Here is a 13,781-nt window from a genome sequence, read left to right as displayed (position 1 = left end):
AAGGCGGGTCAGGGGGGACGAGGGACGGTGGCCGGGCGAATGTGCGTCACCGCCGGCCGCGGAAGATCGGTTCCCGCTGCCGACCGTGCACGACCCAAGCTTCACTGAGTTTCCCCCCGGGAAGACACAGCAACTGACCGCGGTGGCGGGGCCCTTCGCCTGAGGCGAGAAGGACGGGCGACCGGTACACCGCCTGAGTCCTGGAGAAGGCGAGGACTTGAGCATGGGATCCACCTCCGCCCGCAACAATGAGGGCCTCGGCCGTCGTGATCTGATCAAGCGGTCTGCCGCGCTCGGTTTGATCACCGTCCCGTCGATGGGCTTCCTTTCCGCCTGTGCGAGCAGCGACAGCGGCGGCGACCAGAAGGTCGACAAGGGCAAGAAGACCGCCAAGAACCCTCTTGGCGTCAACGAGACGGCGCAGCTCGAGGTCGTCATCTTCGACGGCGGTTTCGGACAGCAGTACGCACTCGACGCGGAGAAGAAGTACCAGGAGGCCTTCCCCAAGGCCCCCAAGGTCAAGCACCGCGCCACGCAGAAGATCCAGTCGGAACTTCAGCCCCGCTTCAATGGTGGAACCCCGCCGGACCTGATCGACAACTCCGGTGCCCAGCAGATGGACATGGGCGTCCTGGTCGGCAAGAAGCAGCTCGCCGACCTCACCCCGCTGCTGGACGCTCCCTCCATCGACGACCCCAACAAGAAGGTGCGCGACACCCTGCGCCCCGGCATCGTCGAGATGGGTCAGTTCGACGGCGACCCGGTCTGGATCCTCTACTACGCCTACACGGTGTACGGCGTGTGGTACTCCCAGACGGCCCTGGAGAAGCTCGACGCCACGTACCCGGAGACCTGGGACGAGATGCTGGCCCTGTGCGAGAAGGCGAAGAAGCAGGGCATCGCCGGCTGGACCTACGCGGGCAAGTACCCCTACTACCTGCCGTTCTCCCTGTACCCCTTCATCGCCAAGATCGGCGGCCGCGAGGTCCTCGACGCGATCGACAACCTGGAGCCCAAGGCCTGGGAGCACCCGGCCGTCAAGGCCGCGTTCGAGGCGTACTACGAGCTCTTCAAGAAGGGCTACATCCTCAAGGGAACGCCCGGCATCGACCACATCCAGTCCCAGACGGCCTGGACCCAGGGCAAGGCGCTCTTCATCCCCAACGGCTCCTGGGTGGAGAACGAGGCGGCGAAGACCACGCCCAAGGACTTCAAGATGATGGTGTCCGCGCCCTCCAGCCTCGACAAGTCCGACAAACTGCCGTTCGGCACCATCTGGGCCTCCGGCGGCGAGCCCTTCGTCGTCCCGGCCAAGGCGAAGAACGCCGAGGGCGGCATGGAGCAGCTGCGCATCATGCTCAGCGAGGCATCCTCGAAGAGCTTCACGCAGCAGGTGAAGTCGCTGACGGCGTTCAACGGCGGTACCGAGGGCCTCACCCTGTCGACGGCGATGCAGTCCGGCGTCGACGCGCTCAAGAAGGCCGGCGACAACGTGGTGAACCCGCGTCTTCAGGACTGGTACGTGAAGCTCCAGAAGGAGCAGATCGGTGTCGCCGGACTCGGCGAGATGATGGCCGGCCGCGCGACCCCCGCGGAGACCATCAAGAAGATCCAGGGCTTTGCCGACGCCGCGGCCAAGGACCAGTCGATCAAGCACTACAAGCACCAGTGAGCAGGCGTCACCAGCGGCGGCATTCGCCGGAAGATCGGGGTCGGTAACCATGCAACACGGCAAGTACCGGTTCATTGTGGGGTTTTTGTCAGTCCCCTTGGCGTTGTACGCAATCTTCGTCATCTGGCCGTTCGTCCAGTCCATCTACTACTCGTTCACGGACTGGACAGGCCTGAGCCCGGACTTCAAGATGGTCGGCTTCGACAATTACAGTCGGATGCTGGACGACGACATCTTCTGGAAGTCGTTGCAGCACAGTCTGTGGTTCGCGCTGCTGCTGCCGCTGGTGACACTCAGCCTCGCGCTGTTCTTCGCATTCATGCTCAATGTCGGCGGGCGGCGCCGAAAGGGCGCCGCCATCGCCGGCGTGCGCGGTTCGTCCTTCTACAAGATCGCGTACTTCTTCCCCCAGGTACTGTCGATCGCGATCGTCGCCCTGCTGTTCCAGTTCGCGTACAACCCCAATGACGGCGCGATCAACGGAGCGTTGAAAGCCGTCGGCCTCGACGATCTCCAGCCTGAATGGCTCGGCGACCCCGATCTCGCGCTCTGGTGCGTCATGGCCGTGCTGGTCTGGAGCACGGTCGGATTCTTCGTCGTGCTTTTCTCGGCGGGTATGGCCTCCATCCCCAAGGACTTCTACGAGGCCGCGCTGCTCGACGGCGCCAACCGCTTCACCACATTCTTCCGGATCACCCTGCCGCTCCTGTGGGACACCGTGCAGTCGGGCTGGGTCTACATGGGAATTCTGGCCCTCGGGGCGGAGTCCTTCGCGGTCGTCCAGATCATGACCGTGGGCCCCGGCGGGCCCGACTACTCGACCACGGTGCTGACGCTGTACGTCTACCAAACGGCGTTCCGTGACGGGCAGGCGGCATACGCGACCACGATCGGTGTCGCCCTGCTCGTGGTCACGCTGGCCTTCGCGGCCGTCGTGATGCGGCTGGGCCGGCGCGAGCGGCTGGAGTACTGACGATGAAGACCACTGACATCCCGCCCGCCGGCGTTGTTGAAGGCCGCCCGCCCGCAGTGAAGACGGACCCGCCGCCCGCCAGGGCGCCCAAGAGCGAGGGCGGGGTCCTCAACGTCTTCTCCCACGGTGTGCTCGTCATCTGGGCGATCATGGTCGTCCTGCCGCTGCTCTGGGCGGTGATGACCTCGTTCAAGTCCGACAAGGCCATCTTCACCTCCCCGTGGTCGCTGCCCGACGCGCTGCACTGGGACAACTGGTCGCGCGCCTGGGGGCAGGCCCATATGAGCGACTACTTCCTCAACACCGTTCTGGTGGTGGGCGGCTCGCTCGTCGGCACCCTGGTCTTCGGCTCGATGGCCGCGTACGTCCTGGCGCGCTTCGACTTTCCCGGGAACCGCTTCATCTACTTCCTCTTCATCGGAGGAATGAGCTTCCCCATCATGCTGGCGCTGGTGCCGCTGTTCTATGTGCTGAACAACATCGCCCTGCTCAACACGCTGCACGGTCTGATCCTGGTCTACATCGCCTACTCGCTGCCGTTCACCGTCTTCTTCCTCACCGCCTTCTTCCGTACGCTGCCGACGTCGGTGGCGGAGGCGGCGCTGATCGACGGGGCCTCGCACACCCGGACGTTCTTCCAGGTGATGCTGCCGATGGCGAAGCCGGGCCTGATCAGCGTCGGCATCTTCAACTTCCTCGGTCAGTGGAACCAGTACATGCTGCCCACGGTGCTCAACACCGACCCGGACAAGAAGGTGCTCTCGCAGGGTCTGGTGGAGCTCGCCGTCAGTCAGGGCTACAAGGGGGACTGGTCCGGCCTCTTCGCCGGTCTGGTGATGGCGATGCTGCCGGTGCTCGCGGCGTACGTCATCTTCCAGCGCCAGGTGGTCGCGGGTCTGACCGCCGGAGCGCTGAAGTAGGGGACAGGGCCCGGCTCCCCCAGGGGCCGGGCCCGGACCTCGGATGCCGACCCCTTCTTTCCTGTGATAGTAGCCATGTATATAGTCGCTATGTACTGTATTACTCATGAGTTCAACTAACGAAGGCCCGACGCCCGGCTTCCTGCTCTGGCGCCTGTCGACGAAATGGCGGGTCGCCGTCGACCGGGCCGTGGCGCCGCTCGGTCTCACCCACGCGCAGTACTCACTGGTCGGGTCGCTGTACGGCATGCAGCGGTCCGGGCTCAGGCCCAGTCAGCGGCAGCTCGCCGACCACACCGGCCTCGAAGCGCTCTATGTCTCGAAGCTGGCCCGTGCCCTGGAGGCCGCCGGCCTCGTGGAGCGGCTGCGGGATCCCGCGGACACCCGCGCGGTCCAGCTGGCGCTAACCCCGCAGGGGCAGGAGGTCACCCGCCGGGCGATCGGGGTCGTCCGGCAGCTCCTCGACCAGCTCCTGGAACCCCTGGGTGGCCTCGAAGGGCGGCGCACCGAGGTGTTCGCCCGCGAACTGGCGCTCCTTCTCGACACGCCACTCGATCTCTCCTCTCCCGATCCCTCGATCAAGGAGTAGTCATGTCCACCGCACCCTCCCTCAACGGCCAGGTCATAGGGCAGGCCCACTACGCGACGCGGGCCGTCCTGGAGACGGCCCTCTCCCGTACCGGCGCGACCTTCCAGCAGACCGTGGCGCTGAACGCCGCTGCGGACGGTGGCGAGGCCGTCGAGCGCGACGCTCTGCTGGCCCGGCTGACCGGCGGCCTGAAGATCGACGAAGCGGCGGCCCTGGCGGTCGTCGGCGAGCTCGCCGCGTCCGAGCTGCTGGAGTCGGTGCCCGGTGAGCCCGTCCCGGCTGCGGCTCACGGAAGCAGGGCGGACACTGAACGGGACGATCCGGGCGGCCGTGGGCGAACTCACCGCGCGGATCTACGGCGATCTCCCGCGCGAGGACCTCGCGACCGCGGGCCGTGTGCTGACCCTGGTCACCGAGCGGGCCAATGCCGTGCTGGACGGTGCCCGGTAGCACCTGAACGCCCGATCGAGGCCCGCGGGGTCGCGATGGGCGCTCGTGTCCCGGCTGTCGTCTCCGGCTGTTGGCTCCGCTCAAGGTCTTGACGGAATAAGGCCCGAGAGTTGAGCTTAGAGTTCACAAGTTGGAGAAACGTCGGGGTTGCATGCCGTGGCCCCGGCCGGGGGCGGCCGTCGCGCCGCCCACCGGGGGCAGGAGTGGATGAGTCAATGGAGACTCCGGGATCGCAGACGTCTCTGCACCGGGCCAACCTAGAACGGGTCGTGCGCGCCGTCCGTATGGCGGGCTCGCTCACCCAGGCGGAGATCGCGAGGAGTACGGGTCTCTCCGCGGCCACGGTCTCCAATATCGTTCGTGAACTGAAGGACGGCGGGACCGTCGAGGTCACGCCCACCTCCGCGGGCGGCCGACGGGCTCGGAGCGTCTCCCTCAGCGGCGACGCGGGCGTCGTGATCGGCGTCGACTTCGGCCACACCCATCTGCGGGTCGCCGTGGGCAACCTCGCCCACCAGGTGCTCGCGGAGGAGTCCGAGCCGCTCGACGTGGACGCCTCCTCCGCCGAGGGCTTCGACCGGGCCGAACAGCTGGTCACCCGGCTGATCGCGGCGACCGGCATCGGCCGGGACAAGGTGATCGGCGTCGGACTCGGCGTGCCGGGCCCGATCGACGTGGAGTCCGGGACTCTCGGCTCGACCTCGATCCTGCCGGGCTGGAGCGGGATCAATCCCAGCGAGGAGCTTTCCGGGCGTCTCGGGGTGCCCGTGTACGTCGACAACGACGCCAACCTCGGCGCCCTGGGCGAGTTGGTCTGGGGCAGTGGCCGCGGTGTCCGGGATCTCGCGTACATCAAGGTCGCCAGCGGTGTGGGCGCCGGTCTGGTGATCGACGGACAGATCTACCGGGGCCCTGGAGGCACGGCCGGCGAGATCGGGCACATCACCCTGGACGAGTCGGGGCCGGTCTGCCGCTGCGGAAACCGAGGCTGCCTGGAGACCTTCACCGCCGCCCGTTACGTGCTGCCGTTGCTCCAGTCCAGTCATGGCGCCGATCTGACCATGGAGCGCATGGTCCAGCTGGCCCGCGAGGGCGACCCCGGCTGCCGCCGGGTCATCGCCGACGTAGGGCGCCATATCGGCAGCGGTGTGGCCAATCTGTGCAATCTACTCAATCCCAGTCGAGTCGTGCTGGGCGGAAATCTTGCCGAAGCGGGAGAATTGGTTCTCGGACCGATCAGGGAGTCGGTTTCCCGTTACGCGATTCCCAGTGCGGCGCGTCAGCTGTCCGTCCTTCCGGGGGCGCTCGGGGGGCGTGCCGAAGTGCTGGGGTCACTGGCCCTCGCTCTCAGCGAAATGGGCGATTCAACCCTTTTGGACAGTCCCCTCCCGGCCGGGGCACCTGTCTTCACTTAGATAACGAATGGCACCGTTGTCATCTCGTTAAGGATTTACTCCTTGACGCTGGCACCGGGGCCGAGTTGACTTCCAGCCACCTCGGCCGCAGCGACGCGGCCTCGTCAGGGAGGTTTTCGAAGATGAACACGCGTATGCGTCGTGCCGCCGTAGCCGTAGCCGCCACCACCATGGCCGTCTCTCTCGCCGCCTGTGGCAGCGCCAAGGAGTCCGGCGACAAGACGAAGGAGAGCGGCGCCGCCAAGGGCGACGACATCACCATCGGTCTCCTTCTCCCCGAGAACCAGACCGCTCGTTACGAGAAGTTCGACAAGCCGCTCATCGAGAAGAAGATCAGCGAGCTGACCAACGGCAAGGCCAAGGTCATCTACGCCAACGCCAAGCAGGACGCGACGCTGCAGAACCAGCAGGTCGACACGATGATCACCAACAAGGTGAACGCGCTCATCGTCGACTCGGTGGACTCCAAGGCCATCGCCGGCTCGGTGAAGAAGGCCAAGGAGGCGGGCATCCCCGTCGTCGCGTTCGACCGTCTGGCCGAGGGCCCGATCGACGGCTACACCTCCTTCGACAACGAAGAGGTCGGCCACGTCCAGGGCAAGGCGCTCGTCGGCGCGCTCGGCGCGAACGCCAAGGGCGGCCAGATCGTCATGATGAACGGCGCGGTCACCGACCCGAACGCCGCGCTCTTCAAGAAGGGTGCGCACGCCGAGCTCGACGGCAAGGTGACCGTCGGCAAGGAGTACGACACCAAGGAGTGGAAGCCGGAGAACGCCAACGCCAACATGGAGGCCGCGATCGCGGCCCTCGGCAAGGACAAGATCATCGGTGTCTACTCCGCCAACGACGGCATGGCGGGCGGCATCATCACCGCCCTCAAGGCCGGCGGCTTCGCCAAGCTCCCGCCGGTCACCGGCCAGGACGCCGAGCTCGCGGGCGTGCAGCGGATCGTCGCGGGTGAGCAGTTCATGAGCGTCTACAAGCCGTACGCGCCGGAGGCCGCTGCCGCCGCCGAGATGGCCGTGAAGCTCGCCAAGGGCGAGAAGCTCGACTCCGTCGCCAAGGAGAAGGTCGACAGCCCCACCACGAAGGGTGTCCCGTCGGTGCTCGTCCCGGTCGTCTCCCTGACCAAGGCCAACATCAACGACACGGTGATCAAGGACGGCGTCTACACCGTCGCCGAGATCTGCACCCCGAAGTACAAGGCCGCCTGCGACGCGCTCGGCCTGAAGTAGGTCCCCCAAGCCTTACGGGACCTACTCACCCCTGAGGCCCTGTCCGGTGCTCCGCTCCCTCTTCAGCCCCCGCTACCGGGGCGGAGCACCGGGCAGAAACGCTTCTCCCTTCATTTGCTTCTGCTCAACCACCGCGCCCGTTCTCCCGGCGCGGCATCCCCGCCGGTCAGGCGGCGAAGGAGATGGTTCACGTGTCCGCTACGCCCGTGCTGGCGTTGCGCGGGGTCTCCAAGCGATTCGGTGCCGTTCAGGCGCTCACCGATGTAGAGCTTGAGGTCCATGCCGGCGAAGTGGTCGCCCTCGTAGGCGACAACGGCGCCGGCAAGTCCACGCTGGTCAAGACGATCGCCGGCGTGCATCCCATCGATGAGGGCGTCATCGAGTGGGACGGCAAGAAGGTCCAGATCAACCGGCCGCACGACGCCCAGAACCTGGGCATCGCGACCGTCTACCAGGACCTCGCGCTGTGCGACAACATCGATGTCGTCGGCAACCTCTACCTCGGCCGGGAGGTCCGCAAGCGCGGCATCCTCAACGAGGTCGAGATGGAGCGCCGCGCCCGCGAGCTCCTCGACACGCTGTCGATCCGCATCCCCAGCGTGCGCATTCCGATCGCCTCGCTCTCCGGCGGTCAGCGCCAGACGGTGGCCATCGCCCGTTCCATGCTCGGTGAGCCCAAGCTGGTCATCCTCGACGAGCCCACCGCGGCCCTCGGTGTCGAGCAGACCGCACAGGTTCTCGACCTCGTCGAGCGGCTCCGCGAGCGCGGCCACGCGGTCATCCTCATCAGCCACAACATGGCCGATGTGAAGGCCGTCGCCGACAAGGTGGCCGTCCTGCGCCTCGGCCGGAACAACGGCGTGTTCGAGGTCAGGTCCACCTCGCAGGAAGAGATCATCTCCGCCATCACCGGTGCCACGGACAACGCCGTGACCCGTCGTGCGGCGCGCACCACGGAGGTTCAGAAGTGAGCATCGACAAGACCTCCGCACACTCCGACGCGCCCGTCGTCAACCCGGAGGCCGCGCACGACGCGGTCACCGCGGTCGACCCCCGGCTGCTCGTGCGCGAGCAGGGCTTCGCCGGCTACATCTCGGAGTTCAAGCGCAAGCTGCACTCCGGCGACCTGGGCTCGATCCCGGTGGTGATCGGTCTGATCATCATCGCCGTGGTGTTCCAGAGCCTGAACTCGAACTTCCTCTCCGCGCAGAACCTGAGCAACATCGCCGTCGCGATGGTCGCCACCGGCATGATGGCCGTCGGCATCATCTTCGTGCTGCTGCTCGGTGAGATCGACCTGTCGGTCGGCTCCGTCAGCGGTGTCTCCGGCGCCCTCGTCGCGGTACTGACGGTCACCCACGGCATGAACGAGTGGCTCGCGGTCATCATCGCGATCGCGAGCGGCGCGGCCATCGGTGCCGTCCACGGCTTCTTCTTCGCCCGGATCGGGGCGCCCGCGTTCGCCGTCACGCTGGCCGGTCTGCTCTTCTGGCTGGGCTTCATGCTCCAGCTGCTCGGTGACAACGGCACCATCAACCTGGACAGCGACGGCGTGGTCGGCAAGCTGACCACGTACTACTTCACGGACGTCGCGGCCGCCTACGCCCTGGCGGCGGTCGCCGTGGCCGGGTTCTTCCTCTCGGCCTTCTTCGACGCCCGCCGTCGTGAGGCCGCCGGCATTCCGTCCCGGCCGCTCGTCGACATCGTGGTGCGCTCGGTTCTGCTCGCCGTGATCGCCTTCGCCGCCGCGGTCATGTTCAACCAGTACAAGGGCCTGCCGCTGGCGCTGGTCCTGTTCCTGGTGGTCCTGGTGGTGACGGACTTCCTCCTCCGCCGTACCACCTACGGCCGGAAGATCTTCGCGCTCGGCGGCAGCGTCGAGGCCTCCCGCCGTGCCGGTATCAACGTCACGGCGGTCCGGATCTCGGTCTTCGCGATCGCCGGAACGTTCGCCGCCATCGGCGGTCTGTTCTGGGCGTCCAAGATCGCCGCGGCCAACCAGAGCGCCGGCGCCGGCGACCTGCTGATGAACGTCATCGCGGCGGCCGTCATCGGTGGCACCAGCCTCTTCGGTGGCCGTGGACGTACCTGGAACGCCCTGCTCGGTGTCATGGTGATCGTCTCCATCCAGTACGGACTGGCGCTGGAAGGCATCGCCACGCCGATCCAGTACATGATCACCGGTGGTGTTCTGCTGGCGACCGTGGTGATCGACTCCGTCACCCGCAAGACCCAGAAGACCGCTGGTCGCGCCTGACCGCGCCTCACCAGACGTGCCCGGCACCGTTCGCGGTGCCGGGCACCTCTGCGTGTTCACCCGATTGCGTGACGTAGATCGCACCGCCCGATGACCGCGCTCCCAGGCGGAAGATTAGACTCGGCAGACCGGCACGCTAGACCGCTCAACTGCAAGGAGGCACGGGTGGCCCTGCTGACCCGCATCACGGGACCGCGCGATCTGGACAGGCTCAGCCCGGAGCAGCTGGACCTGCTGGCCGCCGAGATCAGGACCTTCCTCGTGGACGCGGTCTCCAAGACCGGCGGCCACCTCGGACCGAACCTCGGTGTGGTGGAGCTGACCATCGCCCTGCATCGTGTCTTCGACTCTCCGAAGGACAAGGTCCTCTTCGACACGGGCCACCAGAGCTATGTGCACAAGCTGCTGACAGGCCGCCAGGACTTCTCGAAGCTGAAGATGAAGGGCGGCCTGTCCGGCTACCCCGCGCGTGCCGAGTCCGCGCACGACATCATCGAGAACTCCCACGCCTCGACCGTCCTCGGCTGGGCCGACGGCCTCGCCAAGGCGAACGAGGTGCTGAAGAAGGACGACCACGTCGTCGCCGTCATCGGCGACGGAGCGCTCACCGGCGGCATGGCCTGGGAGGCGCTGAACAACATCGCGGCCGCCAAGGACCGTCCCCTGGTGATTGTCGTCAACGACAACGAGCGCTCGTACGCGCCCACCATCGGCGGCCTCGCCAACCACCTCGCGACCCTGCGCACGACGGACGGCTACGAGCGCTTCCTGGCCCGCGGCAAGGAGTTCCTGGAGCGCACCCCGGTCCTCGGGAAGCCGCTCTACGAGACCCTCCACGGCGCCAAGAAGGGCCTGAAGGACTTCATCGCTCCGCAGGGCATGTTCGAGGATCTCGGACTCAAGTACGTCGGCCCCATCGACGGCCACGACATCGAGGCCCTGGAGTCCGCCCTCGCCCGCGCCAAGCGCTTCGGCGGCCCCGTCATCGTCCACTGCCTCACCGAGAAGGGCCGCGGCTACCAGCCCGCCCTCCAGGACGAGGCGGACCGCTTCCACGCCGTCGGCAAGATCCACCCGGACACCGGCCTACCGATCTCCACCTCGGGCCTCGACTGGACCTCCGTCTTCGGCGAGGAGATGGTCGAGCTCGGCAAGGAGCGCAAGGACCTCGTCGCCATCACAGCGGCGATGCTCCAGCCGGTCGGCCTCGACAAGTTCGCCAAGGCGTTCCCCGACCGGGTCTACGACGTCGGCATCGCCGAGCAGCACGGCGCGGTCTCCGCCGCCGGCCTCGCGACCGGCGGACTGCACCCCGTCTTCGCCGTCTACGCCACCTTCCTCAACCGTGCCTTCGACCAGGTGCTGATGGACGTGGCGCTCCACAAGTGCGGTGTCACCTTCGTACTCGACCGCGCGGGCGTCACCGGCACCGACGGCGCCTCCCACAACGGCATGTGGGACATGTCGATCCTTCAGGTCGTCCCCGGGCTGCGGATCGCCGCGCCGCGCGACGCCGACCAGGTCCGCGCCCAACTGCGCGAGGCCGTCGAGGTGGACGACGCGCCGACCGTGGTGCGCTTCTCCAAGGGCGCGGTCGGCCCCGCGGTGAAGGCCGTGGGCAGGGTCGGCGGCATGGACGTCCTGCGCGAGGCCGCAGCGGAACTCCCCCATGGCCCTGCGGGCATGGGAGGCCCCCTGACGGACGTCCTGCTCGTCTCCGTCGGCGCACTCGCCCCGATGTGCCTGGAGATTGCGGATCTGCTCCAGGCGCAGGGCATCTCGGCCACGGTCGTCGACCCACGCTGGGTCAAGCCGGTCGACGAGGCGCTCGCGCCGCTCGCCGAGCGGCACCGGGTCGTCGTCACCGTCGAGGACAACAGCCGGGTCGGCGGCGTCGGTTCCGCCGTCTCCCAGGCGCTGCGCGACGCGGGCGTGGACGTGCCGCTGCGCGACTTCGGCATCCCGCCGCGCTTCCTCGACCACGCCTCCCGCAAGGAGGTCATGGCGGAGATCGGCCTGACGGCCCCGGACATCGCCCGCCAGGTGACGGGCCTCGTCTCCAAGCTGGACGGCCGCTTCGTGAGCCCGGCCGTGGAGCCCGTGCGCGACTGACCTGCAGCCCTCGATGGGCCGGTGGGTCACCCTGTATGGGTGGTCCGACCGGCCCATTCGCGTGAAATCCACCCGTACGGAGCCCTGTCGGGCCGTCAGTGTCCCAATCATGGCGTCACGACGAGTGCGTGGAGGTAACGCCGGTGAGTACGCAGCAGGACACAGGGCCAGCCGGAGGCGGCCTGTTCCGGACCAAGACGGTCGAGCAGTCGATCCGAGACACGGAAGAACCCGAGCATGCGCTGAAGAAGTCCCTGTCCGCATGGGACCTGACCGTCTTCGGCGTCGGTGTCATCATCGGTACCGGCATCTTCGTGCTCACCGGAAAGGTTGCCAAGGAGAACGCGGGGCCGGCCACCGCTCTGGCCTTCGTCGCCGCCGGAATCGTGTGTGCGCTCGCTGCGCTGTGCTACGCGGAGTTCGCCTCCACCGTCCCGGCGGCCGGATCGGCCTACACCTTCGCGTATGCGTCCATCGGCGAGATGCCGGCCTGGATCATCGGCTGGGACCTCGTCCTTGAGTTCGCGCTCGGTACGGCCGTTGTCGCGGTCGGCTGGTCCGGCTATGTGCGCTCCTTGATGGACAACGTCAGCTGGCATCTGCCAGCGGCTCTGGAAGGGCCGGACGCGCCCGACGGCACCTTCGACCTCCTGGCCTTCCTGCTGGTCCTGGTGCTGACGGCGATCCTGGTGCTCGGCATGAAGCTGTCCGCACGCATCACCGCGATCGTGGTGGCCATCAAGGTCACGGTGGTCATGATCGTGATCATCGCGGGCCTGTTCTTCATCGTCGGAGACAACTACTCGCCCTTCATCCCGGACGCGGTGACCCCGCCGGGCGGAGCAGGCTGGGAAGACTCCCCGATGGTCCAGCTGATCTTCGGCTACGACGCCACCAACTTCGGTGTCATGGGCATCTTCACCGCCGCGTCCGTCGTCTTCTTCGCCTTCATCGGCTTCGACGTGGTGGCGACGGCGGCCGAGGAGACCAAGACCCCGCAGCGCGACATGCCCCGGGGCATCCTCGGCTCGCTCCTGATCTGCACCATCCTCTACGTCGCCGTCGCGCTCGTGGTGACGGGTATGCAGCACTACACCAAACTGTCCATCAGCGCCCCCCTTGCGGACGCCTTCAAGTCCGTCGGGCATCCCTTCTACGCGGGCGTGATCAGCTTCGGCGCCGCCGTGGGTCTCACCACCGTGTGTCTGATCCTTCTGCTCGGCCAGACCCGCGTGTTCTTCGCGATGAGCCGCGACGGCCTGCTGCCGCGCTTCTTCTCGGTCACGCACCCGAAGTTCAAGACTCCCTACCGCCCGACCATCCTCCTCGGCGTGATCATTGCCGTTATCTCGGGATTCACCAGCATCAACGAACTGGCGACCCTGGTGAACATCGGCACGCTCTTTGCGTTCGTCGTCGTCGCCCTCGGCGTCATGGTCCTGCGCCGCACCCGGCCCGATCTGCACCGCGCGTTCCGCACCCCGTGGGTGCCGGTGGTCCCGATCATCTCGATCGCCGCCTCGCTGTGGCTGATGCTGAACCTGCCGGGCGAGACCTGGCTCCGCTTCGCCGTCTGGATGCTCATCGGCTTGGTCGTGTACTTCCTGTACGGCAGGGGCCACAGCCGCCTCGGGCGCGCGGGCGCCGACGCCGAGTACTAGGGCCATGAGTCACCGGCCCCGGCTCCGCACGGCCCGGCAGATCCGCTCGTCAGGATCCGCGGGGCCGTGCGCCGTGTCCTCTTCCGGGTGAGACCGTCAAGCCTCCGGAACGCGCGTCGCCGGCCACACGGTCCGCGGTCCCACGCACCGGGCGCCGCACGCCTCGACCCGTCGCCTGAGCTCTCGGTCCGCCGTGACCACCACGCAGTCGCGGCCCTCCTCGCGCCCGCACGCAAGCTCCGCGATCAGGTCGTCACCGCTGCCCCGCGCGGATTCGACCCGCACGCCAGGCACGCTCCCGACGCCGCGTGCGGCACCCTCCACGACCAGCACGACCTCGACCGGACCCGGATGCCCCGGCGCCCCGTCGGAGGCGATACCGACGAGTCTGTCCCGCAGCCGCGTCGCCGCTCCGCGCCGGTCGCGCCACCAGCCGTCGGGCACCGAACCGACTACATTCGCGGCGTCAACGATCATGAGTGTTCGCACCGGAAATC

The 13,781-nt window shown here is 67.4% G+C and carries 12 protein-coding genes; 11 read left to right on the top strand and 1 reads right to left on the bottom strand.

The genetic code is table 11. The annotated features are described in order from the left end of the window. Positions 1-223 precede the first annotated feature (223 nt). The 11 genes from ngcE to OG293_RS07210 all read left to right on the top strand — a co-directional run bounded on the left by ngcE (position 224) and on the right by OG293_RS07210 (position 13,284). The gene (gene ngcE, locus OG293_RS07260) at positions 224-1,672 is read left to right on the top strand and encodes an N-acetylglucosamine/diacetylchitobiose ABC transporter substrate-binding protein (protein WP_405997942.1); all 1,449 of its coding nucleotides are present in this window, start codon (positions 224-226) and stop codon (positions 1,670-1,672) included. A gap of 49 nt (positions 1,673-1,721) precedes the next feature. Continuing rightward, complete coding sequence (locus OG293_RS07255) at positions 1,722-2,645, top strand: carbohydrate ABC transporter permease (protein WP_405997941.1); 924 nt, start codon at positions 1,722-1,724, stop codon at positions 2,643-2,645. Between the two features lie 2 nt (positions 2,646-2,647). Beyond that, the gene (locus OG293_RS07250; protein ID WP_405997940.1) at positions 2,648-3,565 is read left to right on the top strand and encodes a carbohydrate ABC transporter permease; all 918 of its coding nucleotides are present in this window, start codon (positions 2,648-2,650) and stop codon (positions 3,563-3,565) included. A gap of 106 nt (positions 3,566-3,671) precedes the next feature. Beyond that, positions 3,672-4,154: a MarR family winged helix-turn-helix transcriptional regulator gene (locus tag OG293_RS07245; protein ID WP_405997939.1), complete on the top strand. Its 483-nt coding sequence runs from the start codon at positions 3,672-3,674 to the stop codon at positions 4,152-4,154. Positions 4,155-4,418: 264 nt separating this feature from the next. Next, on the top strand, positions 4,419-4,604 hold the full coding sequence (locus OG293_RS07240) for a hypothetical protein (RefSeq protein WP_405997938.1): 186 nt from the start codon (positions 4,419-4,421) through the stop codon (positions 4,602-4,604). A 215-nt stretch (positions 4,605-4,819) separates the two neighbouring features. After that, the gene (locus tag OG293_RS07235) at positions 4,820-6,019 is read left to right on the top strand and encodes an ROK family protein (RefSeq protein ID WP_405997937.1); all 1,200 of its coding nucleotides are present in this window, start codon (positions 4,820-4,822) and stop codon (positions 6,017-6,019) included. 122 nt (positions 6,020-6,141) lie between these two features. Continuing rightward, on the top strand, positions 6,142-7,254 hold the full coding sequence (locus tag OG293_RS07230) for a substrate-binding domain-containing protein (RefSeq protein WP_405997936.1): 1,113 nt from the start codon (positions 6,142-6,144) through the stop codon (positions 7,252-7,254). 182 nt (positions 7,255-7,436) lie between these two features. After that, positions 7,437-8,225 (top strand): ATP-binding cassette domain-containing protein, encoded by a 789-nt coding sequence (locus OG293_RS07225; RefSeq protein WP_405997935.1) that lies wholly within the window; start codon positions 7,437-7,439, stop codon positions 8,223-8,225. Continuing rightward, positions 8,222-9,511 (top strand): sugar ABC transporter permease, encoded by a 1,290-nt coding sequence (locus OG293_RS07220; RefSeq protein ID WP_405997934.1) that lies wholly within the window; start codon positions 8,222-8,224, stop codon positions 9,509-9,511. The genes OG293_RS07225 and OG293_RS07220 overlap by 4 nt, the downstream gene beginning before the upstream one ends. Before the next feature lie 165 nt (positions 9,512-9,676). Further along, positions 9,677-11,623, top strand: coding sequence for a 1-deoxy-D-xylulose-5-phosphate synthase (gene dxs / locus OG293_RS07215; protein WP_405997933.1), 1,947 nt, complete (start codon positions 9,677-9,679; stop codon positions 11,621-11,623). Positions 11,624-11,766: 143 nt separating this feature from the next. Then, positions 11,767-13,284, top strand: a complete 1,518-nt coding sequence (locus OG293_RS07210; protein WP_405997932.1) for an amino acid permease — start codon at positions 11,767-11,769, stop codon at positions 13,282-13,284. Positions 13,285-13,380: 96 nt separating this feature from the next. Here OG293_RS07210 and OG293_RS07205 read toward each other — a convergent pair whose 3' ends face one another. Beyond that, entirely contained in the window at positions 13,381-13,761 is a 381-nt protein-coding gene (locus OG293_RS07205; RefSeq protein ID WP_405997931.1) for an NTP pyrophosphohydrolase, read from the bottom strand. Positions 13,762-13,781: the final 20 nt, after the last annotated feature.

The organism is Streptomyces sp. NBC_00829, from assembly GCF_045161795.1.
Classification (GTDB): domain Bacteria; phylum Actinomycetota; class Actinomycetes; order Streptomycetales; family Streptomycetaceae; genus Streptomyces.
Note: the sequence above shows the minus strand (reverse complement) of the source record. Positions and strands in the feature narration are given on the sequence as shown.

What these genes read in the sequence shown, in the direction of transcription:
- ngcE (WP_405997942.1), top strand. Translation starts at nt 224, where the DNA reads ATGGGATCCACCTCCGCCCGCAACAATGAGGGCCTCGGCCGTCGTGAT.
- OG293_RS07255 (WP_405997941.1), top strand. Translation starts at nt 1,722, where the DNA reads ATGCAACACGGCAAGTACCGGTTCATTGTGGGGTTTTTGTCAGTCCCC.
- OG293_RS07250 (WP_405997940.1), top strand. Translation starts at nt 2,648, where the DNA reads ATGAAGACCACTGACATCCCGCCCGCCGGCGTTGTTGAAGGCCGCCCG.
- OG293_RS07245 (WP_405997939.1), top strand. Translation starts at nt 3,672, where the DNA reads ATGAGTTCAACTAACGAAGGCCCGACGCCCGGCTTCCTGCTCTGGCGC.
- OG293_RS07235 (WP_405997937.1), top strand. Translation starts at nt 4,820, where the DNA reads ATGGAGACTCCGGGATCGCAGACGTCTCTGCACCGGGCCAACCTAGAA.
- OG293_RS07230 (WP_405997936.1), top strand. Translation starts at nt 6,142, where the DNA reads ATGAACACGCGTATGCGTCGTGCCGCCGTAGCCGTAGCCGCCACCACC.
- OG293_RS07225 (WP_405997935.1), top strand. Translation starts at nt 7,437, where the DNA reads ATGGTTCACGTGTCCGCTACGCCCGTGCTGGCGTTGCGCGGGGTCTCC.
- OG293_RS07205 (WP_405997931.1), bottom strand. Translation starts at nt 13,761, where the DNA reads ATGATCGTTGACGCCGCGAATGTAGTCGGTTCGGTGCCCGACGGCTGG.